Here is a 24,635-nt window from a genome sequence, read left to right as displayed (position 1 = left end):
CTTACCTCCTCCTCCTCCCCCACCGATTAATACGGGCATAGGGAGTGGCGTTGTTCCTCCCCCTCCGGTGGCCCGGGCCGATTATGGTAATCAGGGCAGTGCCGCCCCTAGTTCCCCCTCCGCCAGTGGAGCCAGTGTGGAATCGCAGATGTATCAACAGTTGCCCAGTGGCGCTTCCCCCAGTGCCGTTGCCAGTGGTGGGGAGCAGTCTTTTAATCAAAATGCCCGTCAGCAGTTGACTAAAACCTATAATCAGGCAGGAAGTGCCACTGATCGGGGAACTAACCTTGCTACCCAACAGTTGGTGCAGGAATTAGAACGCCTTAACCAAGCTCCCTATTAGGGTTTACCCTCTTTGTCATGGAACTTTTTAATCGGGTTGGAAGGGTGTTGAAAGCCCAATTAACCCATTGGCAGCAACAACAGGAAGCGCCGGAGGAACTCCTCGAACGTCTATTGGGGGAGATGGAGTTGGAGTTGATCGAATTGCGGCGGGCCCTGGCCCAGACCATTGCCACCTTTAAAAGTACGGAACGCCAGAGAGATGCCCAGAAATTAATCGCCCAGCGCTGGTACGAAAAAGCCCAGGCTGCCCTGGATGGGGGTAACGAGGCCTTGGCTAGGGATGCCCTTGGGCAAAGACAATCCTATCAAAGTCATACAGAAGCCCTAGAAAAATCCCTCGGGGAACAACGGGCGGTGGTGGAACAGGTACGGGGACAATTACAAAAGCTGGAGCGCAAATACCTGGAGCTTAAAAGTCAAAAAAGTCTCTATCTGGCTCGCTTAAAATCGGCGATCGCCGCTCAAAAAATTGAAGAGATTGCGGGCAATTTGGACAATGCCAGTGCCAGCAGTTTATTTGAAAGAATCGAAACCAAAATCCTGGAGTTGGAGGCCGAACGGGAATTGCTCAATCCTCCCCCATCCCCGCTGGATAAAAAGTTTGAGCAATGGGAAGAACAACAGGCCGTGGAAGCAACCCTAGCGGCGATGAAAGCTCGACGCCCCCTGCCTCCATCTTCCCCATAACTGGGCTACAAAGATTTTTGTGGAAAAATTAATTAACCGCTGACTGTGCGTTAGCCCTCAAAATGACCAATCTCCCCCACCAGTGTGAGCAAATTTTTCTGTTGGACGGCGGTCTGGAAACGGAAATGATTTTCAACCGAGGCTTTGAGCTACCGGCCTTTGCCGCCCATACCCTACTGTCCGATCCCCTGGGGCGGGAAGCCTTAAAGAACTACTTCTATGGTTTTTTAGATTTGGCCAAAGAAAAACAATTTGGCTTTTTAATTGACGCTCCCACCTGGCGGGCTCAACCATTTTTTGCGGAAGAATTGGGGGTGAGGGTGGAAGAAATTCGGCAAGCCAATTTTCGAGCGGTGGAATTTGCCAAAACCTTGAAGCAGGCTTATATCACCCAAATTAAACCTTTACTGATCAACGGTTTGATTGGCCCCTGTGGGGATGCCTATGGCGGTGAACATTTCAGTGATGCGGAGGAGGCCCAAGCCTATCACCGGCAACAAATTAGCTGGTTAGCGGAGGCCGGGGTCGATCTATTGGGGGCATTTACCCTCACCAGTGTTAATGAGGCGATTGGTATTGTCCGGGCTAGCCAAGAATTTTCCTTACCCGTATCCATTTCTTTCACCGTGGAAACGGACGGTCACTGCCCTGCCGGAGGCGATCGCCAGGGTTGATGAGGCTACCCATCAGGGAGCGGCTTATTTTATGGTCAATTGTGCCCATCCAGACCATTTCTGTTCCGTGATCACAGAAGAAGCTTGGTTGAGTCGCTTGGGGGGATTTCGCTGTAACCCTTCCCGCCGTAGTCACGCCCAGTTAGATCAAGCAGATTTTCTCGACATCGGTAACCCAGTGGAACTTGCCCACTCCTATTGGATGCTGAAACAAAAAGTCCCTTCAGCCAATGTGTTTGGAACCTGTTGTGGTTCCGACCTCCGCCATATTCGGGCGATCGCCAATGTCTTTGACGAACAAATGTAAGAGATTGTCAAATTGTATACTTCATGGTCTGTCCTACTATCTTTTCTACAACGACAATATTTTCCTCGTCCGCAAGGAGAAAAATATTGCCGGTTCGCTCATCCAGGCGAACAATATTAATAGACAGATAAAGTTTGGTGAACCAGCAATACAACAGATGACACTGAATTTTTTGTTCTAACCTCCTTGTTACTTCCAGTAAAGTTCCCCCCAAGCACCTGGCAAGGGTTAGGGTGCATATTTTAGGTCAATCCAACTAAACTGAGGTTAGAGTCTTCTCCCCAGCCAAACTTGCATCCCCATTGGCTTCAGGGGAATCAGCTTCCGAGGGGGGAACCGCCTGCCAGAACTGGCCAAGATAATCGGACCAGTTAGCCAAAATTTTCTTTCCTTTGGGACTGCCTGTCCTTTCTACATGGGCCGTGATCATGGCTTTTAATTGTTCCTCCCCTTTAGGAGCGGCAATCCGTTGCAAAGTGATAATTTCCGGGTTGATTTTTTCCGGTAAATCCCCCACTTCATCGAGGAAGTAGGCCAAACCGCCGGTCATGCCTGCCCCCACGTTACGACCCACCGGGCCCAGGACGACAATCACGCCGCCGGTCATATATTCACAACAGTGGTCGCCAGCCCCTTCAATCACCGCTTTACCCATGGAGTTACGCACCGCAAAGCGTTCCCCCGCCCGGCCGTTGGCATAAAGGTTGCCCCCCGTTGCTCCATAGAGACAGGTGTTACCGATAATGACGTTATCTTCTGGTGCAAAGCTCGCCTGGGAATGGGGCACGATGACAATTTCACCACCATTCATACCTTTGCCCACATAGTCGTTAGCTTCCCCTTGCAGATGCAGAGTCATGCCATCCAGGTTAAAGGCCCCAAAGCTCTGGCCCGCAGCCCCTTGGAAATTGAGGGTGATACTGCCGGTGAAACCATTGTTGCCATACCTTTTGGCGATCGCCCCGGAGAGACGGGTGCCCACGGTACGGTCGGTGTTTACCAGTCGGTAGGTTTTGGTCACAGTGGTTTGGTGGTTAATGGCTTCTTGGATGTCAGGATCGGCCAAAATGTCGTCATCCAACACAGGACCATTGCTGTGGACAGGCTCATGGTTGAGCCATTGTCGATTTTGCTTAGTATCAGGTAGATTGAGCAAACAATCTAAGGTCAGATTCTGGGTTTTGCTCAACTGGACATCGGAGCGGACTTTGAGCAAATCGGTGCGGCCAATGATGTCGTCCAAACTGCGGTAACCCAGATGGGCCAACAGGGAACGCACTTCTTCGGCAATGAAATAGAAGAAATTGACTACCTGCCCCGGCACTCCTTTGAACCGTTGTCGTAACCGTTCCTGCTGGGTAGCAACCCCAACGGGACAATTGTTGGTGTGGCAAACCCGGGCCATAATGCAACCTTCCGCAATCATGGCAATGGAGCCAAAGCCATACTCTTCTGCCCCCATGAGCGCCGCCATCACCACATCCCAACCGGTTTTCAGACCACCGTCAGCCCGGAGCAAAACGCGGTCCCGCAGTTGGTTTTCCATGAGCACTCGATGCACTTCGGTAACGCCCAACTCCCAGGGAGAACCGGCGTGTTTGATGGAACTGAGGGGAGACGCTCCCGTACCACCGTCATGGCCAGAAATTTGAATAATGTCCGCATTGGCCTTAGCGACCCCAGCGGCGATCGTACCAATGCCAATTTCCGCCACCAATTTCACCGACACCTGGGCTTGGGGATTAATTTGGTGCAGGTCGTAGATTAGTTGGGCTAGATCTTCAATGGAGTAAATGTCATGGTGGGGAGGGGGAGAAATCAAAGTTACCCCAGGCTTGGAGCGGCGCAACATGGCAATGTATTCACTGACCTTTTTGCCGGGCAGTTGACCCCCTTCACCGGGTTTGGCCCCCTGGGCCATTTTGATTTCCAACTGTTTGCCACTCATGAGATATTCCGGGGTGACCCCAAAACGCCCGGAAGCAATTTGCTTAATGGCGGAGTTGGCCGTGTCGCCATTTTCTAAGCCGTGGAGATGGGGCAACGTGGGGGAGTTACCTTCCGCATCTACGTCATCTAGGGTGAGGTAGCGCACCGTGTCTTCGCCCCCTTCCCCGGAGTTGGATTTGGCCCCCAGCCGATTCATGGCGATCGCCAAAGTTTCATGGGCTTCCCGAGACAGGGCACCGAGGGACATACCACCGGTACAGAAGCGTTTGACAATGGATTCCACCGACTCCACCTCTTCCAGAGGAATGGCAGTCTGGTCTGGATTAAGATCGAGCAGATCCCGCAGCGCAGTAACGGGGCGCCCCCGCAGATATTGACGATACAGGCCGTAGTGGTCATAGGCTTCGGCGTTGGCCCCATTGCTTCCCCGTTGGTAGGCCGCCACTGCTTTATGGAGAGATTTAGACATCTCCGGAGAGTTCATGTGGTACTCTCCACCGGGGCGGTAGTTAACAAAGCCAAAGTTTTCCAACTTTTTAGCCATTGCCGGGAAGGCCATGCCATGGAACACCATCACTTCCTGGGCCACATCCGCCATGGTTAATCCCCCCACACGGCTAGTGGTGCCAGCAAAGGCATATTCCACTAATTCCGCCCCCAGACCGATCGCCTCAAAAATTTGGGCACCGTGGTAGGAGGACAGCAGTGAAATTCCCATTTTGGAGAGAATTTTAAACAGCCCCGCTTCCACCGATTGCCGGTAGTTTTGCAACGCGGTGGCCAGGTCAATTTTAGCGAGGCGACCGTTGTCCATCAGCTTCTGGGTTTTCTCATCCCGCCACCATTGCCGTACTGATTCCAATGCCAAGTAGGGACAAATGGCAGAAGCGCCATAGCCCACCAAGCAAGCAAAGTGATGGGTACTCCAACATTGGGCCGTATCCACCACCAGGGATGCCTGTAGCCTTAACCCAGCCCGAATTAGGTGATGGTGTACTGCTCCCACCGCTAATAAAGGGGGAATAAAGCTCTGATTCTCGCTTAATGTAGCTCCATTGGGCCGGTCGGTTAATATCAAAATTTCAATGCCGGATTGCACCGAGGCGATCGCCTGTTGCACCAGGTTATCCAGGGCATTCTGGAGACTGTTAACGCCGCCTAAATCGTACAGGGTGGAAAGTACCGCAGTGTTTAACTGCCCTTGTTTAATCGCCTCCAGCTCCAACTCATTCACCAACGGCGATCGAAGCTTGATCATGCGGGCCGCTTCCGCCTTGGGCTCGAGAATATTGCCCCGGGGCCCCAGGAACATGGCCAAGGACATCACCAAATTTTCCCGTAGGGGGTCAATGGGGGGATTGGTCACCTGGGCAAAGCGTTGTTTGAAGTAGTCGTACAGTAGGCGGGGTTTATGGGACAGCACGGCCAAAGGAGCATCATCCCCCATGCAAAAGGTCGGCTCCTTGCCCTGGTTAGCCATGGGCACAATTACCATTTCCACATCTTCTGCCGTGTAGCCAAAGGCCGCCTGTTGTTGCAAAGTCGTTTCAGCGTCGGCAAACAAACTTTTGTCAGCAAAACTTTCCGAGGCAACCATTTGACGATTGGTTTTTAACCATTCCCCATAGGGATGTTTCCGGGCCGCCTGCTGTTTAATTTCGTAGTTTTTGAGAATTTTTTTCTGGTCTAAATCCACGGCAATCATTTGCCCCGGAGCTAAACGACCCTTTTCCACAATGCTTGCTTCTGGTAAATCCACTACCCCCGCTTCGGAGCCCACCACAATGTAATCGTCTTTGGTAATGCAGTAGCGGGCCGGACGCAGGCCATTGCGGTCTAACCCTGCCCCAACAATTTTGCCATCACTAAACACCAATAGGGCTGGGCCATCCCAGGGTTCCTGCAGGCCGCTGTAATAGTCGTAGAAATCGCTAATTTCGGGATAATTGTTTAACGCCGGTTGATTTTTGTAGGCTTCCGGCACCAAAATCATCACCGCTTCGAGGGGCCCACGGCCAGTGCGAGTTAATAGTTCTAGAGCACTGTCGAGGTTGTAGGAATCACTGTTAGCCTGGTTGACAATGGGAGTTAAAGCTTCCAATTCCGCCTTGGTCCAGCCTGGTACTTCCAACGCCGCTTCCCGGGCCGCCATCCAGTTAATATTGCCCAGGAGAGTATTGATTTCCCCATTGTGCCCCAGCATACGCATGGGCTGGGCCAGGGGCCATTTGGGCATGGTGTTGGTGCTAAACCGACGGTGGTAAACGGCGAAATTACTGATGTATTGGGGATTGAGTAAATCTAGATAAAATTCTCCCAAAATAACACTGCGGACCATGCCTTTATAGACAATGGTGCGGGAAGAAAAGGAACAAACATAGAAATCTTCCGCTAGCCTTTTACCAATGATGGAGCGGGCAATATATAGGCGACGGTCCAATTCATCCCCGGCACAACCAGCGGGGCAAGTGACCAAAATTTGTTCAATGTGGGGTTGATTACTGCGGGCCTGGCTACCCAAGACGTCCGGGTTCACCGGCACTTCCCGCCAGCCCAGCACCGTTAATTTTTCTAGCCGTACTACTTCTTCCACATAGGCCCGGGCCACTTCCCTGGCCGTTGGTTCCTGGGGCAAAAAGACCATTCCTACCCCCAGGCGATCGCCGTCGGGCATGGGCAAATTGCGGGTGGCAAACCACTGGGCCAAGAGCTCCCGGGGAATGGCGGTCATTACCCCGGCCCCGTCCCCCGAATCATTATCGGCACTGCATCCTCCCCGATGCTCCATACATCCCAAGGCCTTTAGGGCCTGCTCCACCAGGGTATGGTCCGGTTCACCCCGGAGATTAGCGATAAAACCCACACCACAGGCATCTCGTTCTTCCACTAACCAAGGTTGACCAAGGAAAGGTTGGGTAGAATTGGTGGCAACAGAGGAGTTTGTCATAGGAGCTAGCAACGGATATTGGAAGGAAATATGGACGGCAATTGGAGACCCTAAAGGGTCCCTCAGCTTGGGGGCGGTGGTTAATTTTACCAGCTAGCCTAGGCAGTGGTTCGTTCGCCCTTAACCGCCTCATGGTGGCGATCGCCAAATTTTGGGAGGGAGACGAAATTAACCTGATTGATTTTGCTTGTAACTATTCTTCACATTATCGCGCACCGAAAACCCAGATTAACTATTTTTCTGCACCACAGCCAGAAAAATCGGACCACAGCCCTAGATGGGGCTTGAAATCCTAACTGCATAAGGTCAACATTCCTTGTCGTGCTAAAACTTTTTTACCGGTTAATTTTAAGATTCCCGCTATGGAAAAGGAGTATTTAGGGCTTGATGGCGATCGCCAAAAATTAGGAAAATTGCCCCTTGCTAGTGCTGAACGGGGTCCATGGAAGAAGCGAATGTTTGCGACAGTGGCCCTTGTAGCTGGGAATGACGTGAATTGTCAACTACAAATACTGATCGAACAAGCAAAAAAATTGTCTGAGGACGGGTTACATCCCACAGCCCAAACCCTGGGTGAAAGGGAAATACTTTCCCAGGCCATGGCACTATTGCAAGCGTCGGGAAAATTATGGCGCAACTACCAAGAACAATATGCAGATGCCTACGCGGAAGCCTGGTTGAAGACCCTGGAATACTTTTACCGTCATTATCGGGAGTATGACCCTAGTAAAGCTCAGGTAGCCACATGGTTGAACTTCCGGCTCAAAAATGAATTTAAAAGCCAGCAAATTAAAATCCAGCAACAACAGCAGCGTCAAATCCAAGCCTCAACGGAGGAAGAAGGAGAGGGACTACTGGCCATGATGGCTTCTCCGTCCTATGGTGACCAGGCCAAGGTGATGAGCGAAGGCATAGCGCAGTGGCTGGAGGAAAGTCCAGAGTTAGCAGAAGAGAGCATCAAAAATCAGCCCCAGTTAACGGTTAAAGTCCTCTTAGAGCAACGTTTTTTGCGGGAAGTGCCCTGGGGGGAGCTGGCCAAAGAACATAACGTTTCAGTAGCAACCCTAAGCAGTTTTTACGAGCGCAAATGCCGTCCCAAGCTGGTTAACTTTATCCAGAGCAACTACGACTTCATCACCCCCGATACTCCTATTAACCCCTGTGAACATTTACGAAGCTTGTTGACCCAAAAGCAATGGCACAAACTTAATCTTGGCGATCGCCTACAACAATGGCTGGAGTCGGAACCTTGTTTACAGGAAATTAGGCTCAGGGAAAAACCGGAGATTACTGCCCAGATTTTCTTACGGGAAACCCTAGCAGTGCTTCAACAACCACGACAGGGACTAACCCAGGTGGCAAGTAGGTTAGGGGTAGAAGCGGGGGCACTGGAAAGATTCTACGAATTTAGGGTCATTCATCAGGTTTTGGCATTTATGCATAAAATCCAGCGGGAACAGCGATAACTAATTAGGTCGAAGGCTCCGTTGCTTCAGCGGTGATCGCCAAATAACATGCCGAGAATAAATTGTTAAAACCATGAACAACTTAGTACAATCCCCATCCATTCCCCTCACGCTCCAAGACCGACAGTGGGTGCAACGGTTAGTAGTTCAGTCCGGCTGTCAGGGGGAAAAGTTACGTCGGCTTATTCCTAACCTGTTGGCGGTCAGAGCGATCGCCCATTGGTTAGATATCTACGATATTGCCTATGACTGGTCGAGTAGTTACAGCACCCAACCGTTATTGCATTTAGGGGAAGAAGTGGCGGATCTGCTTTTGTCGGGGTTAGGACGATTAGAATGCCGTGGTATCTCTCCTCAACAACAAACAGTACAGTTTAGCCCTGAAAGTTGGTCAGACCGCTTGGGTTATGTGGTGGTGGAAATTAATGCCGATTTAACCACCGGTAGATTGTTGGGCTGTGTCGAACAAGTTAGTGCCGCCCCGCTAACGAAGGAAATGTTGCAACCGCCAGATTTTCTCTTTGGTCTCATTGCCCAAGCAGAATTGCAAAAGGCCCAGTCTTCGGTGGCGAACACCATAGAAAACGGACTAAGAACCGCTGCGAGTGTAATTCACCAGTGGTTAACTACTGCCCAAGAGCAGGCTTGGCAAATGGCAGAATTTTACCTGCTGGAACCAAGTTTTTCCCCTGTCCGTAGTGCCAATACCATTGAAAGAATCATTGATAAGCTCCATAGCGCCGGTAGTGAAGCGGCTCGGCAACGGTTAATCATTACCCTAGGGGAAGTAGTGAAACCGGAAGATGCGGCATCGGTGGTGCGAGAACTAACGCAAATTATTGACCAGACCGGAGATGAAGATACCCGTTGGCTAGCGGCTGGCACCTTGGCTCGCATTGAACCCCGTCATCCCCAGGCGGCCCATCGGTTGCAGAAAACCATTGGGGCAGAGTTGAATCTGGCGGATACGGCCCTTAATTTACTCATTGCCCTGATGCCGGCCCCCGATCAAACTATCAACGGCTCCATTGAGCTGAAAACCGCCAACCAACAGCAGAGCTTGCCCCCTGGCACCCGTTTAACCCTTTTATCGGCGGAAAATGAATTTATTGACGAGATTGCCGTAACCGGAGACCAGACCCCCGGTAAAAATTTGTTGAAAATTGGCTTGACCATCGACCCCGGCACCAACTTCCGCATTCGAGTAACGGTGGGTGGGGAAAGTATTACCGAGGATATTCAACTCTAGACATTTCATGGATCTACAACTGTTGGTGCTGAAGATTATTGAGGGGGATTTTACCTCTGGTTTTACGGTGGCCCTGGATGTGGAAACCATTACCCAAGGGCAAACCAGAAGCCAGCAGAGAGACTTTTATGGTCGTTTACCACCCCTTGCTCCCAACCTAGATCTTCACCAACTGCATCGACAATGGGTCAGCGAAATTACTACTGCCCGCACGGGGCAACCCCAACGACGACGGGGTATTAAGGTAACTAGTAAGCAGGCGATCGCCAGCCATTACAACCAGCCGCAAACGGAACAAAAACGGGCTTTACAACAGGCGATGGTGCAATGGTTAACCAGTCCAGAACCGGGCTGGCAGGCGGTGGAAAAAGAAATTATTCGCTGGAGCGAAAGGGGAACAGGGGAAACCCAATTAGTGATTCAGCTTGGACAATCCCTTTATCAATCGTCCTCCCCCACTGCTTTCACTTTAGCCAAATTACCCTGGGGGGAATGGCCCCTTTTAAAGGAGCAAAACCTAAATTTAGTTCATTTTGCTATCAATACTTGCCAGTATGGTCTACCCCCTGCCCCGATCGCCAACCTAGAAGCTATTCCCCCCACTGTCCGCCTACAACGGCACTTTTTCCCTGCTATTCGCATCCTCCATGTTTTGGGCAATAACGAGGGTATTGACCTTGGACCAGACCAAAGGGTATTGGCGGGTTTAAGCCATCAGGGTAAGAAAGTAGAAGTTGTCACCCTACACCAACCGGATTATCAAGTTTTAAGCCGTAATTTGCGGGATGGGGCTGGTTTTGATCTCTTTGTTTACTCCGGCCACAGTGAAGCGTCCTTTGATCAAGACTTGGCCGCCATGTTACTGGGGCAAACAGGCACCGTGGAGGGGGTAACGATCGCCGATCTGCGTCTTGCTTTCCAGCGGGCGATCGCCAATGGGTTGAGGGTAGCGGTGTTTAACTCCTGTGCCAGTGCCAAACTAGCGGAAGCGTTGCTGGATCTGGGATTAAGTACGGTGCTGTCCATGCAGGAAGAAGTGGCGGATATAGTGGCCCATGGCTTTTTGGATAGTTTTTTCCGCCATTACGTCCAGGGAAAACAATCCATTTTTCGGGCAGTACGCAGTAGCCTAACGGATTTGGAAGAATACGATCGCCGTTATCCGGGGGTAGGTTGGTTACCGGTCATTCACCACAATCCCAGTGTAGCCCCGCCTCTCTGGGCAGAATTACGTCAGCAACCCCAATCCATCCGCCGCACAGGTCTTTGGGCAGTGGGGGCTACCATCCTGGTTTTGTTATTACGGTGGCTGGGGCTAACCCAGGGGCTAGATCTGAAATTGTTTGACTTGATGCTTCGTTCCCAACCAGTTTCCACCGCCGTTGATGAACGTATCGTTGTGGTGACCATTGACCAGAATGACCTTGATATTTTGCGTCAAAATGGCTTGCAATCTGCGGCAGGGGCCGATGTGATTTCCGATGGGGCATTGGCGGAAGCGTTGGAGAGAATAAGGCGTTATCAACCCCGTTGGCTTGGTTTGGATATTGCTCGGGATTTACCTATTGCTGAGGGTAATACTCGCTTGGGGGAAGTGTTTCGTAACGGCGATCGCCTTTTGGTGACCTGTGGTTTTGCTGATCAACAGGGGGAGCAATTATTGCCACCACCGCTTATTGATCCCCAGTATCTAGCTTTCATTAATTTCCCCATTGATCGAGATCAAATTATTCGTCGTCAATTGTTGTACGGAGAATTTACTAACACCGAATCCTGCCCCACCAACCAATCCCTGGTCCTTTCCCTAGCGTTGAGTTACCTGGGACAAAAAGAGATAGCCCCTGCTGACAGTCCTGTTTTAACCCTGAATAACGTTGCTTTTCCGCCCCTTACAGCTAAATCTGGGGTTTATCGTCCTAATGAGGTGACAGGCTATCAAATTCTCTTTCGTCCCCAGCCGAGAGGAGTAGTGAGGGAAATTAGTCTTTCCACCCTCTTTGCTGATACCGAACAACGGTTGGAACTCAAAGATAAGATTGTGCTTCTGGGTTATGGGCACAAGGACCAACACAGCACTGCCCTAGAATCCGATATTCCTGGGGTGGTTATCCATGGGCAAATGGTTAAGCAGATTTTGGATGCTGTTTTAGATGGAAAACCTCTCTTGACCACTACCTCGCAGGGAGCAGAATTACTCTGGATTCTCTTTTGGGTCGGCGTCACCACTGGCGGCATTGTCACCGTAATTATTTTCGATGGTTCCCGCCGTCAACAACAATTGGTGGTAATTGCGAGTTTAGTTGGGGTAACTGGCTCTAGTTGGCTCATTCTCTGGTCTTTGGGCCTATGGCTACCCCTGGCATCCCCATTATTGTTTTTGCTGTTGATGTTGGGGGAAAGTTTTATTAGGAGCGGGGAGCCAAACTAGGGAAGATTACAGTTCGGCGATGAGCTAATAAGTTTTGTATTGTCAATTGTCAATACAGTTGCTAGGATTAGTCTGTGGACAAAAAAATTGCTGGCTTTGATTGGGACGAAGGCAATAGCCATAAATGTGAAAAACACGGCTTGACCAAAGATGACATTGAGCAACTTTTCCAGGGTTCTGTTTGGACGGCACCGGATGTTCAACATTCAACCCAGGAGGAGCGGTTTTTGGCCATTGGCTGTTCCGTTGCTGGTCGGCCAATGCTAGTGGCTTTTACTTTTCGTAACCGAGAAGGAAAATTGTTAATACGGCCCATTAGCGCCCGTTACATGCATCAAAAGGAAGCAAAAAAGTATGAACAAGCCTTTGCCCAAAATGAATACTGATCAGGAGTTAGAAGATTTTCTGGATCAAGATCTGACAGAGTATCTAGTGCCCGAAAACTTTACCCCTGCCACGTTTGAGTTTGCCACGAAAGATAAGAGTATTACTCTACGTATTTCTTCGGCATTGTTAGCCGCAGTTAAGGAGGCTTCTAAAGCCCAGGGAATGAGTTATCAACGTTATATTCGTCAGGTGGTAGAAGAGTCTTTGTCCCGCTAAAAAACTAGTTATTTTTGTTGCAAAATTATGTAAGCGAATAATTTTGGATGTTCTTCTGTATTTATAAAATGGCAATGAACAGCATCTCCAATTTCTTGTCTGAGGGCAATTAGATCATCTGCTTGAGTGAAGATGGCTTCCTGTTCACCAATCTAACTCCGTTTCACATTCACTAATGGGGGTAGCCATACCGGTTCTAATGGATTCTCCCATGGCGGGAATAGAGAGCAAATAAAGGGTTTCTTGGATGGATTCCCAGTCTTCTTGGCTCAGAAGGATAGCATTATTCCGTTTGCCAGTAATCAAACTAATAATTACGAAGCTAATATTTTAATATGGTCTTGTCTTGATATTTTATCAAACTTGTGGTCAAAAGGAATTGGTAAAAGCAAGTGTAAACTATTAGGCTCGCGTCTAATTTTTGCTGAATTCTTATGTGATTATTACAGCGATATATTTCAGAAAGTTTCATTGTCTGATGTTTGGTATCGTATAGATAAAGAAAATTTCTATCTAGCCTCCAAAAAGCCTGATTATAATTGTGATTACAAGCTGCCTGATAAAGTGATCGAACTTCTACAGAATCTTAAAAGAAGCTCTCCACCTATTGATCTAGAGCCAGATAGTAGAAAACTTAGAACTATCTCTGACGATCTAAATCTGAAAGATATTTTAACTAAGTTTGATAACTATGAATGTAAACAAATAGATGTGATTAGAGAATGGTTAATGCTATCTAGTTATGGTGCCATTGCTTATAAAGAAATGAGGAACTCCTACGTACATGAGGGTCGTGGTGGTAAAGGATCACATGGATTTCAACTTCATGGGTTTAAAACAAGACCCACATATTTAAGTTATGTTCATACAACACCTCCAAAAATGGGCTTCAGTGTTGAATTTATGCTTAACGTATTGAGTAATTGTATTGACTCATTTGAGAAAGATTCGATCAAACTTCAACAAGATCCTGTTTCTAATAATGTCTCCTAAATATTATAACTAAAATTCAATCTCGTGCTAACAGGATACTGTTATAGGTAAACTTCTCTGCAATGGGAAATTTTAATAACAATCACTATTAATTCTTCGTTTTCAATTCTGTAAATTATACGATAATCCCCAACACGACTACGCAAAAGTCCGTTACAAGGATAAAGATTAATAATTAATAATTAATAAATTCAATTCTTGCTTAGTTTGAATAAATTTTCCCATACCTGATTATGTAAATTGATGGCATTACCACAGGATATGATCTTAAAAATATTGGTGACACTCATTAAATTGTCTTGTCGTTTGAGATAAGTTACAATCGATAGCCAGTAGATCTATTCCGTCTACGATTCTTGGAATAAAATCATTATTAATTATCAAATTTTCCCAGCATTTTTGACGATATTCCGGTTGATTTTGAAACTTATCAATGGCAGATTGCAACGGTCGCATAACTTCATAGGCAGATTCTGCTTTTTCCCTACTGATCGATGAAATGGGGGAAGATAAACGAAGAACAGCTAAATCAATCAGATCCCTTGATAAAATACTTTTATCCATAAAGCGGTCAGCATTGGCCAAAAGCTTTGATGTCCATAGGTCTTCTTCATTCAAACAGGGTAGTGATAACCAAGGTAGTTTTCTGGGTTGTTCGATGACAAATCTGGCTTCGGCAATAATCTCAAGTTTGATGGGAACTTTATTACTTTCTACTAACAAGCGGATACCGTATTGATCCATGTTACTCCGGCCAATTCCCAAACTTTTTGATTGTAAAAATAAAGCATCGTAACCTTTGTCAAAAATTAGTTTTCTCAGTTGTTTATAGCCTGTAGATTGTATGGAGCAAATGAAATCAATGTCATTACTTTCTCGAAATTCTTGATTAAGCAATGCAATTAGCGTCCCGCCACCAAAGCAAGTATAAGTCTCTTGAAAAATCTGATGATCTAGCTGATTTAGAACGTTGAGAATTTCATTATGATGGGGACGATTAAACATTATAGTTCAGTGATTAACCACGAGTGATATTTTCTGGCGATGGTTTCTAAAAAAGCTAGCTCTTCTGGCGACGGCTCAAACAGGGAGCGATATTTCCAGCCTCTCTCATAACGGCTCAACATTTCTTCTAAGCTTAATGCTTTGGGTGTTTTCATTTGCCAACATAAAAATTCCAAAAATGGCAATTGTTGGGGAATTCTGATGGGATTATTTTCAATCATGGTATTTGATATTTTGCCATCTTCTATAAATTCAATACTTGCTTAATAACTTCCCACTCAATTGGTTGTTGATTTTCTGGATCATTCTCAGCGTTAATGGTGTCTTGAACATCAATTAGATCCCCAAGTTCTTCAGCGTCGATAATGGCCAATTCACCTTGGATGATTTTTTCCGGTAATTGTGTAACGGAAAGATTCAAATGATTTGCAAAAGATTTAAGTTTTTGCCATGTTTGGGGGGAGACTTTTAACTGATTCATAGGTGGTTGAATGTTCTGATAAAGAACTTAGATTAGTGATTATTTACATTGGGCTAAGTCAATCAGGGCATTACGATATTTTTTGATACCCTCCCTCGCCAACTCCATTTTTTGGGCAAAATCAGGATCTGTAGCGGATATTTCATAGCCATTAGGGGTTTTAGTCAGATACACAGAGTCTCCGTCTTCAATGTTGAGCTGGGTAGCAATTTCCTTGGGGATGATTAGGCTAAGGGAATTACCCCGTTTTCTGACTGTTAATTTCATAGTGATATTTTACTATTCATAGTAAGTCCAAAGGCGAAGAATTTTTATTGTTTTTTCTTCTTCAATAACCTCATAGACCAAGCGATGTTGAATATTGATTCTTCTGGAGTAAGCTCCGGCTAAATCTCCAACCAGTTTTTCATAGCGAGGCGGATTGGCGTAGGGATCTTCCCGAATAATATCTAGAAGGGCTTCCGCTTTTGGCTTTAATCCGGCAGAGGCAAGCTTTTTGGCATCTTTTTGGGCTTGTTTGGTGTAAACCAATTTCCACGTCACCAATCTAACTCCGTTTCACATTCACTGATGGGGGTGACCATACCGGTTCTAATGGATTCTCCCATGGCGGGAATAGAGAGCAAATAAAGGGTTTCTTGGATGGATTCCCAGTCTTCTTGGCTCAGAAGGACAGCATTATTCCGTTTGCCAGTAATCAAAACAGGTTGATGATTTTCGGCAACCTCATCCATCAATCGAAAAAGCTGACTACGAGCTTGGGTGGCACTAAAGTTATCCATTGTCTGTCACCGTACCGGATTATGTACGTTGATGGTATCACACTCACTATATTAGGTTAGGCTTATTACTAAGACTTTTTGCCCTACGCCGACAGGAGTGGAAAAATGACGCAGAAGCCTATCAATATCAGCGTGATCCGTTTTTTCCTCTTTCTAGGTTTGTTAGGAGCGTTGTTACTGCCCCAGAATCCATTGCTGGCAGGGGAGAAGAACACAAGGGTTAAACCTCGGCCGGTACGGTGGCAACCACCAACGGATGTGGGGCAATCGGGACGACGCACTGGCAATCCGCCGCGCACGGTATTAGGGGGTTCCCGCAACGGTTGTGGTGCTTCTGGGGATTTGCCTTTGACTGCTTTGATCCCCAAGAGTTATGAGGGCAGGGTGGGGGTGGAATCCCCGGTGATTTATGTGTATTTTCCCTATGACCAGGGCACTACTTATCCGGTTAGTTTTACTCTCAAGACTTGGCAGAATGGGGCTGAAGCTGTGTTGATGGATCGGCAGTGGCAAGTGCCGGCCCAGGCGGGTTTGTTACCTATTCCCTTGCCGGAGGATCTGGAGTTGGAGCAGGGTTTGGTGTACCGCTGGCATTTTACGGTGGATTGTGGTGGCCCCCATAATACGGCGATCGATTATGTAGAAGGTAGTCTTAGTCTCGATCCTGAAGCTCTTTCCCCAGTGCTGTTAGCTCAGTTAACAACAATGACTCCAATGGAAAAAGTTGAGTTATATTTTCAGCAGGGCTGGTGGTACGACGCTATTCATAGTTTGTTGACTTTAGAGGAAGATAACACTTTTACTCTGACGGAGTTATGGGCACAGTTGTTGGCCCATGAAGGCTTAAGCTCCCTTAGCCCCATTCCTGACATATCTAGCTCTGATCAATGAAAACTCTATTATTTCGATATTGTTTAGGCTTGTTCCTGTTAGGGGGGCTATGGGTACCAGGAATAGCTTCAGCTGAGCCGGAACCCCAGATTTTGTTGGACGTACAAGGCACATTAGAAGAGGGAGATATCAAGTTAGATAATGGCGGTTTACTTGATGCCTATGATATAGAGATAATGAGCAATTCTCCTGTCTTTATTTCAGCAGAAAGTAATGATTTTAATACCTCCTTGTTGTTATTTGATCCTGAAAAGAATACTAAGGTTGCGGAGAATGACAATTTTAATGGTAGTAATGCTGGAATTTTTTTAGAGGAGTTGAAGCCTGGTAAATATCAAATTGGCGTTATTAGTTATAAACCTGGCGAAAAGGGAGAATATCGACTTCTTGCTAAAATACCTACATCATCTGAATTAGTTTCTCTCCAAGCTGATTTATTATTCAATCAAGCAATGTCTCTTCGACAAGAAGGCTCTGTTGAGTCTTTGCTAAAAGCAAGAGAATATTATGAATCTTCTCTTGTTTTATATCGTGAATTATCTAGTCATCCAAATATCAGCATTGTCCTTAATAATATAGGTTTAATTTACTCTGATTTGGGAGACAAGCAAAAAGCTCTCAATTATTATGAACAGGCACTTATTATTCATAAACAACTAGAAAACTTAAGAGGAGAAGGTATAACTCTTAATAATATTGCCGTTATACACGATGAATTAGGTGATAAGCAAGAAGCATTAAATTATTACAATCAAGCACTTGTGATTAATAAAAAAACAAAAGATTTATCTCAAGAGAGTGTAACTCTTAGCAATATTGGATTAATGTATTTCGATTTGGGTGATATCCAAAAAGCACTTGATTATTACGATCAAGTAATCATTATTCGTAAGCAATTAGGGGATATAGCTGGCCAAGGTAGAACTTTAAATAATATTGCTGTTATATATGATCGGTTAGGAGATAGACAAAATGCACTTGATTATTTAAATAAAGCACTTGTTATTCATAAACAGGTAGGAGATTTAGCTAGAGAGGGTGCAACTCTTAATAACATAGGTGGTATATATCAAAGCTTGAAGCTTGATAAAAAAGCTCTTGACTACTATAGTCAAGCACTGGTTATCCGTAAACAGGTAGGAGATTTAGCTGGCGAAGGTACAACACTCAATAATATAGGTTTGACTTACTTTAATCTGGGAGATGAGCAAAAAGCTCTTGATTACTATAGTCAAGCACTGGTTATCCGCAAACAGGTAGGGGATTTAGCCGGCGAAGGTACAACACTTAATAATATAGGTTTGACTTATTTTAATTTGGGAGACGAAGAAAAAGCTCTTGAGTACTTTAATCAAGCACTGACTATCCGTAAACAGATAGGGGATTTAGCTGGTCAAGCTTTATCTCTTTTTAATTTAGGCTATTTAGAATTTGAAAATAGGAATTATAAGATTGCCACCCAATATTTAAATGAGTCCCTTGAAAAGAGACAACAAGTAAATACTCAAGGGTTAGATGATGAGCTCCAAGTTTCCTATTTTAATACTTACAATAACGACTATCAACTCTTACAAAAAGCGTTAGTTGCCCAAAATCAACCAACAGAAGCTATAACTGTCGCTGAAAGAGGACGGGCCAGAATATTAGTTGAACTGCTCAATCAACGTTTCTCTAATATTGAAAATCCTTCTTCTTTGCGTCAGCCTACCCTCAGTGAATTGCAAGCTGTAGCTCAAAACAGCAATAGCTCTTTAGTGACTTACTCGTTGATTAAAAATCTACCAGGTACTAGCGGAGAGAAAGAAAATGAACTTTACATTTATGTTATTTCTCCCGATGGCAAGCTGGAATTTCGTTCCATCAACCTCAGCGACAAAGATATAAACCTACCCAAACTTGTCGCCACTGCTCGCCAAACCATTGCCCAAGCTCCCCCAGACCGTACCCAAGAACGCCGAGGTAACAATAGTGGTGCCATCAACAGCCTGGAAAACCTTGCCGTTGGGGATTACGTCAAATTGCAAGGGGAATTTCCCAGCGATGAACCCTGGCAGATTGTTGCCATAGACCGGGATAAACAGACCGTTGACCTCGACCAAACCCGCCGGGAAGAACCCCTCGAAAATGTCAGCATTAGCCGCATTGCTAGTAAGACCGATACCTCCCTCCAGCAATTACATCAAATCCTCATAGAGCCGATCGCCGACCTGTTGCCCCAAGATCCAGCAGAGAGGGTGATTTTCATGCCCCAGGGAGCTTTATTTGGCGTTCCCTTTGCCGCCCTCCAGGATGCCCAAGGTCAATACTTGATTGAAAAACACACCATTCTTACTTCTCCATCTATCCAAGTGTTGGCCCAAACCGCCGCCCAAAATCAACGATTGGCTAAACAAGGACAAAGTAAAAGTAAAGCCCTGGTGGTGGGCAATCCCTATCCCTACCCCGATAACCTCAAATCCTTGGAGAATGCGGGGGCAGAAGCCGAACAAATCGCTAGCCTCTTGGGAGTGCAACCCCTTTTGGGCAAAAAAGCCACCGAAGCGGAAGTGCTTGCCCAAATGCCCCAGGCAGATATTATCCACTTTGCCACCCATGCTAGTTTCAACGACCAACGGGGTCTGAGCAGTGCCATTTACCTCACCGCCGAACCAGGAGCCCCTGATGATGGTCTGTTCCAAACTCCCGGCAGGATTACCGCCGAAGACATCTTTAACCAATTTGAGGATAATCCCCTCAATGCCCGCCTAGTGGTGCTCAGTGCCTGCGATACCGGCCAAGGAGAGATTACCGGGGATGGGGTCATTGGTCTGTCCCGTTCCCTCATTGCTGGCGGCGTACCCAGCGTATTGGTTTCCCTCTGGAGTGTGGACGATGCTTCCACCAAAACCCTGATGACCGAGTTCTATCGCCAATGGCAACAACAGGGGGTGGATAAAGCCACAGCGTTAAGGAATGCCATGCTAGAAACCAAAGCCGCATATCCTGACCCCTACTATTGGAGCGGTTTCACCCTCATCGGTGAGGCAGATTAAAACTTAGTTTTGCAAACAATCTTTACCCTTTAAAAAATTATGGAATTCCCCATTGAAGTTTCTCCCCAATATTTGACAGATACGGAAGGCAACAGGATCGCTGTAGTGCTTGATCTGCAAATTTACCAATCTTTGTTAGAAGAACTAGATGAACTTCGCTGTCAACAGGGCTATCAACAGGCCCTAGGCGAGACAGATCCCGAAATGGAAGCAGGAGATTATGTAACGCTGGAGCAATATCTTTCCTCAAACAAGGGATAGAGCGTAATGACTTACACTCTCCAAATTCCTAAAACAGTGCAAAAACAATTGCAAAAAATTTCCGAACCCTTCCACGGTCAGATTATAGAAAACTTGCAACAATTAAAAAATGATCCTCGTTTTGGCAACGCTATTAAAATGAAAGGTAGTGAGGGGTATCGACTTCGGGTCGGCAACTATCGAATTTTATATGATATTAATGATACAGAAGAAACTATAACATTACGCAGAATTGCCCATCGTCGAGAAGTTTATCGCTCTCCATAATTGCTCTTTATAAATGAAATAATAAAAAGAAAGATGGAATGAATTTTGACTTAGCCATCTGATTTTAAGAAAGTTCTCTTTTATCTTCCCTTTGGAAGGCAGTCAGTTAAATACAAGACAAATTTAGAAGGTTCTCAGTGAAAACAACTTTAATTTCGATTAGTTAATTTCAGTCGAAGAAGCTACCAAGTAAATCATGAAAACATTAACACTCAAGCTAGATCGAGTTAACTTGACCGATGAACAATTCTATAATCTTTGTCTTGCAAACCCCGATCGCCAATTAGAACGCAATAGCACAGGAGATTTAATTGTTATAGCTAATTTATTTAATTTTGAGACGTTTTGCTGGAGCCAACATTCCGCTGGCTCTACCAATAGTTACTAAATTTTCGGGAAAACACTACAGATAGCGTAGTTTTTTGTATTGACTGACTGGGGTCAATAGGCAAACCCCGAAATAGGCTTGCCGTCGTACTCGATTTCAGACGAATTTGTACTACGTGCGGAATGTAAGTTAATTCAATGTGACGCTGGAACAATTTAGCCTTCAACTATCCACCCCATTAACGGAATAGATAGTTGATTCAAATTGAAAGCAATGGAATAGCTACATCCCCACTTGGTAGTAAGGAGAATGAGCCTTAGCGGAATCCATCACCTCAAGGTAGAGATATTCCGGCAGCATCTTTTTGGCGGCGACCATGAAATAATGCTCAATGGGTTTGGAAGATGGACGATCTCGTTTCCGTAATGCCCGCTCCACATTGATCTTGCAACGATATGCCGCATAGATAGATTTGGCATGACGCATTCGTTCCATTTTCCTAATGGTATATTCATCAAAGTTGCCAATCTGTTCCATCAAATGAAGGTTGGCGTTAATAGCAGAGGCACTATACTGCGCTAAGCAATCATGGAGGGTCAATTCATCGTCGGTTAATTTAGAAAGGTTGAGGTTAAAGTCACAGTAGAACTTGTCACTAAACTCATCATCATCAAGGGCCAGGGGAACAGCGGTGGCTTTGCCCCTGGGGTTCGGTCTGTTTAATGTAAGCATAGAAGGTAACATCCTTGAAACTAGGTTGTAAACGTAACTATTTATCTATCGAGGCGATCGCCAAACTTTATGCAGATTGCCCTAACTAATTAGCTTTTTTAATTAGCATTGACTTAAGCAAAAGCCACAGAAACTTGATTGCTAAACAGTGTTTGTACCCGATCCCAACCCCAGTTGAAGAAACTAACCAGGCAGTCCTTTACTGCAGTTATTGTTTTACCCACCACGTTTACCGTCCCCTGCCAACCCTGATGAGCCATGGTTTCCACAAACTTCCAGAGTTGAACTAGAATTTTCTGAATCCTGTCTAGGCATTGACGGATACCTCCCACAAGCCAGTGGAACAGTTTTGCTAAACGTTGATGACGGTTGGCTAGGTAGACCACAAATTTGTGTATGTAGGGTAAGGCAAATTGAGTTAGTCCCACCAGACCTTTAGCCAAGAGTAGGCTGCTTAATTAAGGTACACAGGTTACAGCTAAACCAAACATTAGCCCCATACCCAAAATATCCATGCCATGGCGTTTAAACATGGGCATTAAATAATTGTCCATCAAGCGTTTACGGAAACTGGGAGAATTACATAACTGATGACGGAACTTTAATAGATAACGGAGGAAAGCAATAATGCGCTCAGTGTAGGTGCGACGGGTATTTTCATCGAGGGGAATATTTTTCGTTTTCGCCATATCCTCTAGGGTGAAATTAATGGTGTCGGCCATTTCTTGATAATTACGGATTAATGCATCATCAACAGTGGCGTTGGGGGTAAAACTATTAACCATAGGATTGTAGAGTGAAGAAGTTTTAGGATTGGAAACAGAAGCAGTAGGGTAAATCATTTTCTTAACCTGCCATCATGGCTAAAATGTGGGCATATTCTGCGTTAATGTTGGCCATGGAAAACTTATTTGATGATTGGGATGAAGACGTAACTGCAGGGGTAGAAACAATTTCAAACCAAAGGATTGATTTATGGGGACTTCCACAGCGATTATCCAAAAATTTCCAGCCAATACGGAGCTTGGTGCCTGGTGCTAAGTTCAGTAACGTAGCCCCCTTGCCATTGAAAGCCACATACTTTTCTCCCGTTTCAGTGAAGATGTCATAGCGACAGCGGTAAGGATCTCCCGTCGTTTTACCAGCGGTATTGCTAGTGCGGGCAATGGTGATGTTGTCGTAATTAAGGGGAGTCATGGGGCTTACCAAAAATTGAACTGTTATTTACCTATCGGCTTCTCTCTGGGAAGTTATGCAAAATCACAAAATATTCTTTTTAGCTGGGCTGCTAGTTATTGAATTGGAAAGATGTTAGTGTCTCAATCCCTGACAGGGTAAAGGCTCCAGCCCATGACACTAAACTTTTTTGTTCCCGGTCAGCCGAGGCTCGTTTTTAAATATTCCATCTACTGCCAACGCAAGTGATATCAAGCCATGATATCGTTAGAGGGGTAAAGCCAGCACCTAAATAAATGAATAAAAAACAGGAACGGATTCCACTTGCCATCCACCCCGGGGATGATCAACCTGAGGCGTCAGGGCAGTCCATTATGATCCCGCCTCAAAAACAAATGACTGGCATGCTCGGTCATCCCGTGGCCGAGAACCCGATCGACCTCATGTTCGATGCGGTCTATGCCCATTACGACCTGCCCTGGCAGTTCTGGAAGAGCGATATCGCTTCTGAAGCAGATCTCGCCCATGCGGTCAGGGCTCTGGTGCCCCTCGGCTACCGGGGCGTCGGCATCACCGTACCCTACAAGGTGGCGGTCATCCCCATGCTGGATGCGATCGACGATGACGTAAAGGCGATCGGTGCGGCCAACTACGTCACGGTGGAGCAGGGTCGCCTGATCGGCCACAACAACGACGGCAAGGGGGTGGTGAAGGCGATCGAGAAGGTGGCCCCCCTCAGAGGACAGCGCGTGGTGATGCTTGGCGCCGGTGGCGCCGGGAGGGCGATGGCAGCGGAACTGGCCTGGGCCGGTGCAGAGCAACTCACCCTAATTACCCGGCGGCAGGAGCAAGGTGAGGAAGTGGCTGCGATGGTGACTCGTGTGTCCGGTGTTCCAACGACTTGGCAACCCTGGCAGGGGAAGGTAGTGCTGCCGGAAGGCACCACCCTGCTGATGAATGCCACCCATCTCGGTTGCGCCCCTGAACTCGAGCCGGTGCCCCTGGACTGGAACAGCCTTGCTCCAGGCACTGTGGTGGTGGATGTGATCACCAATCCGCGGATCACGCCCTTCTTGGCGACGGCCCGTGAACGGGGTTGCCCGATCGTGGATGGGGTGGAGATGCTTGTGCAGCTAGCGATCCAGATCTTCGAGCAGTGGACGGGCATCACCCCTGATGAGGCGGTGTTCCAGAGGGCTGTGGCGGAAGCACTGGGCGAATAACGCCAGCACCACTGTCAGCAGATGCGCGGCAGCAGTTCACCGCTCAACGATGTGAGCAACCGCTCCGGAGAGCAGGGCCAGGGCGGACGCCGGCCATGGTCGTTGGGGGCAAGGGGGTGTCCCAAGGCAATGGTTCAAAAGTTCGAGTCTCTCTAAACGGGCTAAAAGCTGTCTTTCACAAACCTCATCCGAATAATGAAGTCGGGCGCAGTTGTTTAAGAGAGATACCCCAACTTCTAGGGTCAGCTAACGTTTTTTAGTTTTATATGAGTAAGGTTTACTAAAAAAATCAATAAAATAAGGGATCGTATTTTTGTATGTTTTCCCTTTTTTAAAAAAATAACCGATCAGATATTTATGCAAACTGCGACTTATAAAGGCTATACCGGAAAATTTGAGTTAAACCTTGAAGAAAATCTTATCTCTGGTCTAGTTATTGACATTAAAGATGTTATTACCTTCCATGGCCAGACAATTGAAGAAGCCATTAATTGTTTTCATAAATCCGTTGATGATTATTTAGACTTCTGTCAAGAGCGAGGGGAAGAACCAGAAAAACCCTTCTCTGGCAAACTCCCCTATCGTACAACCCCCGAAATACATCGTAAAATTTACATTGCCGCCACCAAAGCTGGTAAGAGTATTAATGCTTGGATGGATGAGGTACTATCAACCCAGCTAGGGCACTGTCCTTTTAAGGAGTGAAGTGGCAAAAGCCTCTACAGGTAAGTATTTCTGCAATTTCGACAGGGCGGTCAATGAAGCCCATGGCCATAGCCGGAGTGGTATTTTTTCCCAGACTTCCATG

The 24,635-nt window shown here is 46.6% G+C and carries 30 protein-coding genes and 1 pseudogene; 17 read left to right on the top strand and 14 right to left on the bottom strand.

What is annotated here, in order from left to right; translation table 11 throughout:
* The 4 genes and pseudogenes from IQ217_RS16000 to IQ217_RS19295 form a co-directional block, all read left to right on the top strand.
* Positions 1 to 343 (top strand): annotated as a pseudogene (locus IQ217_RS16000) (hypothetical protein); the annotation flags it as partial.
* 17 nt (positions 344 to 360) lie between these two features.
* Entirely contained in the window at positions 361 to 1,032 is a 672-nt protein-coding gene (locus IQ217_RS15995) for a PspA/IM30 family protein (RefSeq protein ID WP_190599203.1), read from the top strand.
* Positions 1,033 to 1,094: 62 nt separating this feature from the next.
* Positions 1,095 to 1,706 (top strand): homocysteine S-methyltransferase family protein, encoded by a 612-nt coding sequence (locus IQ217_RS15990; protein WP_265583649.1) that lies wholly within the window; start codon positions 1,095 to 1,097, stop codon positions 1,704 to 1,706.
* Positions 1,707 to 1,737: 31 nt separating this feature from the next.
* Complete coding sequence (locus IQ217_RS19295) at positions 1,738 to 2,013, top strand: homocysteine S-methyltransferase family protein (RefSeq protein ID WP_265583648.1); 276 nt, start codon at positions 1,738 to 1,740, stop codon at positions 2,011 to 2,013.
* A gap of 7 nt (positions 2,014 to 2,020) precedes the next feature.
* Here IQ217_RS19295 and IQ217_RS19545 read toward each other — a convergent pair whose 3' ends face one another.
* A complete protein-coding gene (locus IQ217_RS19545) occupies positions 2,021 to 2,227 on the bottom strand; it encodes a DUF6888 family protein (RefSeq protein WP_420826699.1) in 207 nt (68 codons plus the stop codon).
* A gap of 42 nt (positions 2,228 to 2,269) precedes the next feature.
* Positions 2,270 to 6,940, bottom strand: coding sequence for a glutamate synthase large subunit (gltB, locus tag IQ217_RS15985; RefSeq protein WP_194020717.1), 4,671 nt, complete (start codon positions 6,938 to 6,940; stop codon positions 2,270 to 2,272).
* A gap of 332 nt (positions 6,941 to 7,272) precedes the next feature.
* Between gltB and IQ217_RS15980 the strand changes: the two genes are divergently transcribed.
* From IQ217_RS15980 to IQ217_RS15960, 5 genes are all read left to right on the top strand, one after another.
* Positions 7,273 to 8,376, top strand: coding sequence for a hypothetical protein (locus IQ217_RS15980; RefSeq protein WP_194020713.1), 1,104 nt, complete (start codon positions 7,273 to 7,275; stop codon positions 8,374 to 8,376).
* 73 nt (positions 8,377 to 8,449) lie between these two features.
* On the top strand, positions 8,450 to 9,625 hold the full coding sequence (locus tag IQ217_RS15975) for a DUF1822 family protein (protein ID WP_194020712.1): 1,176 nt from the start codon (positions 8,450 to 8,452) through the stop codon (positions 9,623 to 9,625).
* 7 nt (positions 9,626 to 9,632) lie between these two features.
* Positions 9,633 to 12,053: a CHASE2 domain-containing protein gene (locus IQ217_RS15970; RefSeq protein WP_194020711.1), complete on the top strand. Its 2,421-nt coding sequence runs from the start codon at positions 9,633 to 9,635 to the stop codon at positions 12,051 to 12,053.
* Between the two features lie 74 nt (positions 12,054 to 12,127).
* A complete protein-coding gene (locus tag IQ217_RS15965; RefSeq protein ID WP_194020710.1) occupies positions 12,128 to 12,439 on the top strand; it encodes a BrnT family toxin in 312 nt (103 codons plus the stop codon).
* Positions 12,429 to 12,656 carry a CopG family antitoxin gene (locus IQ217_RS15960; protein ID WP_228024188.1) on the top strand — a complete coding sequence of 76 codons (228 nt, stop codon included), beginning with the start codon at positions 12,429 to 12,431 and terminating at the stop codon, positions 12,654 to 12,656. Before IQ217_RS15965 ends, IQ217_RS15960 begins: the two co-directional genes overlap by 11 nt.
* A gap of 144 nt (positions 12,657 to 12,800) precedes the next feature.
* Here the strand turns inward: IQ217_RS15960 and IQ217_RS15955 are convergent, their stop codons facing one another.
* Positions 12,801 to 12,962, bottom strand: coding sequence for a type II toxin-antitoxin system Phd/YefM family antitoxin (locus tag IQ217_RS15955; protein WP_228024189.1), 162 nt, complete (start codon positions 12,960 to 12,962; stop codon positions 12,801 to 12,803).
* Between IQ217_RS15955 and IQ217_RS15950 the strand changes: the two genes are divergently transcribed.
* Positions 12,921 to 13,649, top strand: a complete 729-nt coding sequence (locus IQ217_RS15950; protein WP_194020708.1) for a hypothetical protein — start codon at positions 12,921 to 12,923, stop codon at positions 13,647 to 13,649. The two genes, IQ217_RS15955 and IQ217_RS15950, sit on opposite strands and share 42 nt — an antisense overlap.
* Positions 13,650 to 13,690: 41 nt before the next feature.
* Here IQ217_RS15950 and IQ217_RS15945 read toward each other — a convergent pair whose 3' ends face one another.
* The 7 genes from IQ217_RS15945 to IQ217_RS15915 form a co-directional block, all read right to left on the bottom strand.
* Positions 13,691 to 13,795: a type II toxin-antitoxin system RelE family toxin gene (locus tag IQ217_RS15945; RefSeq protein WP_228024190.1), complete on the bottom strand. Its 105-nt coding sequence runs from the start codon at positions 13,793 to 13,795 to the stop codon at positions 13,691 to 13,693.
* A 121-nt stretch (positions 13,796 to 13,916) separates the two neighbouring features.
* Entirely contained in the window at positions 13,917 to 14,654 is a 738-nt protein-coding gene (locus IQ217_RS15940; protein ID WP_194020707.1) for a nucleotidyl transferase AbiEii/AbiGii toxin family protein, read from the bottom strand.
* Positions 14,654 to 14,875, bottom strand: a complete 222-nt coding sequence (locus IQ217_RS15935; protein ID WP_194020706.1) for a hypothetical protein — start codon at positions 14,873 to 14,875, stop codon at positions 14,654 to 14,656. Before IQ217_RS15935 ends, IQ217_RS15940 begins: the two co-directional genes overlap by 1 nt.
* 23 nt (positions 14,876 to 14,898) lie before the next feature.
* Positions 14,899 to 15,135 carry a hypothetical protein gene (locus IQ217_RS15930; RefSeq protein WP_194020705.1) on the bottom strand — a complete coding sequence of 79 codons (237 nt, stop codon included), beginning with the start codon at positions 15,133 to 15,135 and terminating at the stop codon, positions 14,899 to 14,901.
* A gap of 39 nt (positions 15,136 to 15,174) precedes the next feature.
* Positions 15,175 to 15,402 (bottom strand): AbrB/MazE/SpoVT family DNA-binding domain-containing protein, encoded by a 228-nt coding sequence (locus tag IQ217_RS15925; protein WP_194020704.1) that lies wholly within the window; start codon positions 15,400 to 15,402, stop codon positions 15,175 to 15,177.
* Between the two features lie 12 nt (positions 15,403 to 15,414).
* A complete protein-coding gene (locus IQ217_RS15920) occupies positions 15,415 to 15,666 on the bottom strand; it encodes a Txe/YoeB family addiction module toxin (RefSeq protein ID WP_265583647.1) in 252 nt (83 codons plus the stop codon).
* Positions 15,667 to 15,674: 8 nt separating this feature from the next.
* Positions 15,675 to 15,917, bottom strand: coding sequence for a type II toxin-antitoxin system Phd/YefM family antitoxin (locus IQ217_RS15915; RefSeq protein WP_190599215.1), 243 nt, complete (start codon positions 15,915 to 15,917; stop codon positions 15,675 to 15,677).
* Between the two features lie 105 nt (positions 15,918 to 16,022).
* Between IQ217_RS15915 and IQ217_RS15910 the strand changes: the two genes are divergently transcribed.
* The 5 genes from IQ217_RS15910 (at position 16,023) to IQ217_RS15890 (ending at position 20,756) form a co-directional block, all read left to right on the top strand.
* Positions 16,023 to 16,808, top strand: coding sequence for a DUF928 domain-containing protein (locus IQ217_RS15910; protein ID WP_194020702.1), 786 nt, complete (start codon positions 16,023 to 16,025; stop codon positions 16,806 to 16,808).
* A gap of 95 nt (positions 16,809 to 16,903) precedes the next feature.
* On the top strand, positions 16,904 to 19,840 hold the full coding sequence (locus IQ217_RS15905) for a CHAT domain-containing protein (RefSeq protein WP_194020701.1): 2,937 nt from the start codon (positions 16,904 to 16,906) through the stop codon (positions 19,838 to 19,840).
* A 39-nt stretch (positions 19,841 to 19,879) separates the two neighbouring features.
* On the top strand, positions 19,880 to 20,101 hold the full coding sequence (locus IQ217_RS15900) for a hypothetical protein (protein ID WP_194020700.1): 222 nt from the start codon (positions 19,880 to 19,882) through the stop codon (positions 20,099 to 20,101).
* 6 nt (positions 20,102 to 20,107) lie between these two features.
* Positions 20,108 to 20,368 (top strand): type II toxin-antitoxin system RelE family toxin, encoded by a 261-nt coding sequence (locus IQ217_RS15895; RefSeq protein WP_194020699.1) that lies wholly within the window; start codon positions 20,108 to 20,110, stop codon positions 20,366 to 20,368.
* A gap of 196 nt (positions 20,369 to 20,564) precedes the next feature.
* Positions 20,565 to 20,756, top strand: coding sequence for a hypothetical protein (locus IQ217_RS15890; RefSeq protein WP_194020698.1), 192 nt, complete (start codon positions 20,565 to 20,567; stop codon positions 20,754 to 20,756).
* A 222-nt stretch (positions 20,757 to 20,978) separates the two neighbouring features.
* Here the strand turns inward: IQ217_RS15890 and IQ217_RS15885 are convergent, their stop codons facing one another.
* The 4 genes from IQ217_RS15885 to IQ217_RS15870 form a co-directional block, all read right to left on the bottom strand.
* Complete coding sequence (locus tag IQ217_RS15885; RefSeq protein WP_194020697.1) at positions 20,979 to 21,428, bottom strand: hypothetical protein; 450 nt, start codon at positions 21,426 to 21,428, stop codon at positions 20,979 to 20,981.
* A 113-nt stretch (positions 21,429 to 21,541) separates the two neighbouring features.
* On the bottom strand, positions 21,542 to 21,856 hold the full coding sequence (locus IQ217_RS15880; RefSeq protein ID WP_194020696.1) for a hypothetical protein: 315 nt from the start codon (positions 21,854 to 21,856) through the stop codon (positions 21,542 to 21,544).
* Positions 21,857 to 21,886: 30 nt separating this feature from the next.
* Complete coding sequence (locus tag IQ217_RS15875) at positions 21,887 to 22,213, bottom strand: hypothetical protein (protein ID WP_194020695.1); 327 nt, start codon at positions 22,211 to 22,213, stop codon at positions 21,887 to 21,889.
* A 61-nt stretch (positions 22,214 to 22,274) separates the two neighbouring features.
* Complete coding sequence (locus IQ217_RS15870; protein WP_190599223.1) at positions 22,275 to 22,625, bottom strand: hypothetical protein; 351 nt, start codon at positions 22,623 to 22,625, stop codon at positions 22,275 to 22,277.
* Positions 22,626 to 22,900: 275 nt separating this feature from the next.
* Here IQ217_RS15870 and IQ217_RS15865 point away from each other — a divergent pair, with 275 nt between their 5' ends.
* Both IQ217_RS15865 and IQ217_RS15860 read left to right on the top strand, forming a co-directional pair.
* Positions 22,901 to 23,827, top strand: a complete 927-nt coding sequence (locus IQ217_RS15865; RefSeq protein ID WP_228024194.1) for a shikimate dehydrogenase family protein — start codon at positions 22,901 to 22,903, stop codon at positions 23,825 to 23,827.
* A 357-nt stretch (positions 23,828 to 24,184) separates the two neighbouring features.
* Complete coding sequence (locus tag IQ217_RS15860; protein WP_194020694.1) at positions 24,185 to 24,532, top strand: type II toxin-antitoxin system HicB family antitoxin; 348 nt, start codon at positions 24,185 to 24,187, stop codon at positions 24,530 to 24,532.
* The last annotated feature ends 103 nt before the right edge of the window (positions 24,533 to 24,635 follow it).

The organism is Synechocystis salina LEGE 00031, from assembly GCF_015207985.1.
Lineage (GTDB): Bacteria > Cyanobacteriota > Cyanobacteriia > Cyanobacteriales > Microcystaceae > Synechocystis > Synechocystis salina.
This window is presented reverse-complemented; position numbering and strand designations above follow the sequence as displayed.

Coding starts and splice junctions, on each gene's coding strand:
- IQ217_RS15970 (WP_194020711.1), top strand. CDS start 9,633: ATGGATCTACAACTGTTGGTGCTGAAGATTATTGAGGGGGATTTTACC.
- IQ217_RS15910 (WP_194020702.1), top strand. CDS start 16,023: ATGACGCAGAAGCCTATCAATATCAGCGTGATCCGTTTTTTCCTCTTT.
- IQ217_RS15875 (WP_194020695.1), bottom strand. CDS start 22,213: ATGGTTAATAGTTTTACCCCCAACGCCACTGTTGATGATGCATTAATC.
- IQ217_RS15890 (WP_194020698.1), top strand. CDS start 20,565: ATGAAAACATTAACACTCAAGCTAGATCGAGTTAACTTGACCGATGAA.
- IQ217_RS15975 (WP_194020712.1), top strand. CDS start 8,450: ATGAACAACTTAGTACAATCCCCATCCATTCCCCTCACGCTCCAAGAC.
- IQ217_RS15980 (WP_194020713.1), top strand. CDS start 7,273: ATGGAAAAGGAGTATTTAGGGCTTGATGGCGATCGCCAAAAATTAGGA.
- IQ217_RS15960 (WP_228024188.1), top strand. CDS start 12,429: ATGAATACTGATCAGGAGTTAGAAGATTTTCTGGATCAAGATCTGACA.
- IQ217_RS15895 (WP_194020699.1), top strand. CDS start 20,108: ATGACTTACACTCTCCAAATTCCTAAAACAGTGCAAAAACAATTGCAA.
- IQ217_RS15900 (WP_194020700.1), top strand. CDS start 19,880: ATGGAATTCCCCATTGAAGTTTCTCCCCAATATTTGACAGATACGGAA.
- IQ217_RS15995 (WP_190599203.1), top strand. CDS start 361: ATGGAACTTTTTAATCGGGTTGGAAGGGTGTTGAAAGCCCAATTAACC.
- IQ217_RS15990 (WP_265583649.1), top strand. CDS start 1,095: ATGACCAATCTCCCCCACCAGTGTGAGCAAATTTTTCTGTTGGACGGC.
- IQ217_RS15925 (WP_194020704.1), bottom strand. CDS start 15,402: ATGAAATTAACAGTCAGAAAACGGGGTAATTCCCTTAGCCTAATCATC.
- IQ217_RS15935 (WP_194020706.1), bottom strand. CDS start 14,875: ATGATTGAAAATAATCCCATCAGAATTCCCCAACAATTGCCATTTTTG.
- IQ217_RS15860 (WP_194020694.1), top strand. CDS start 24,185: ATGCAAACTGCGACTTATAAAGGCTATACCGGAAAATTTGAGTTAAAC.
- IQ217_RS15865 (WP_228024194.1), top strand. CDS start 22,901: ATGAATAAAAAACAGGAACGGATTCCACTTGCCATCCACCCCGGGGAT.
- IQ217_RS15915 (WP_190599215.1), bottom strand. CDS start 15,917: ATGGATAACTTTAGTGCCACCCAAGCTCGTAGTCAGCTTTTTCGATTG.
- IQ217_RS15940 (WP_194020707.1), bottom strand. CDS start 14,654: ATGTTTAATCGTCCCCATCATAATGAAATTCTCAACGTTCTAAATCAG.
- IQ217_RS19295 (WP_265583648.1), top strand. CDS start 1,738: ATGGTCAATTGTGCCCATCCAGACCATTTCTGTTCCGTGATCACAGAA.
- IQ217_RS15930 (WP_194020705.1), bottom strand. CDS start 15,135: ATGAATCAGTTAAAAGTCTCCCCCCAAACATGGCAAAAACTTAAATCT.
- IQ217_RS15885 (WP_194020697.1), bottom strand. CDS start 21,428: ATGCTTACATTAAACAGACCGAACCCCAGGGGCAAAGCCACCGCTGTT.
- IQ217_RS15870 (WP_190599223.1), bottom strand. CDS start 22,625: ATGACTCCCCTTAATTACGACAACATCACCATTGCCCGCACTAGCAAT.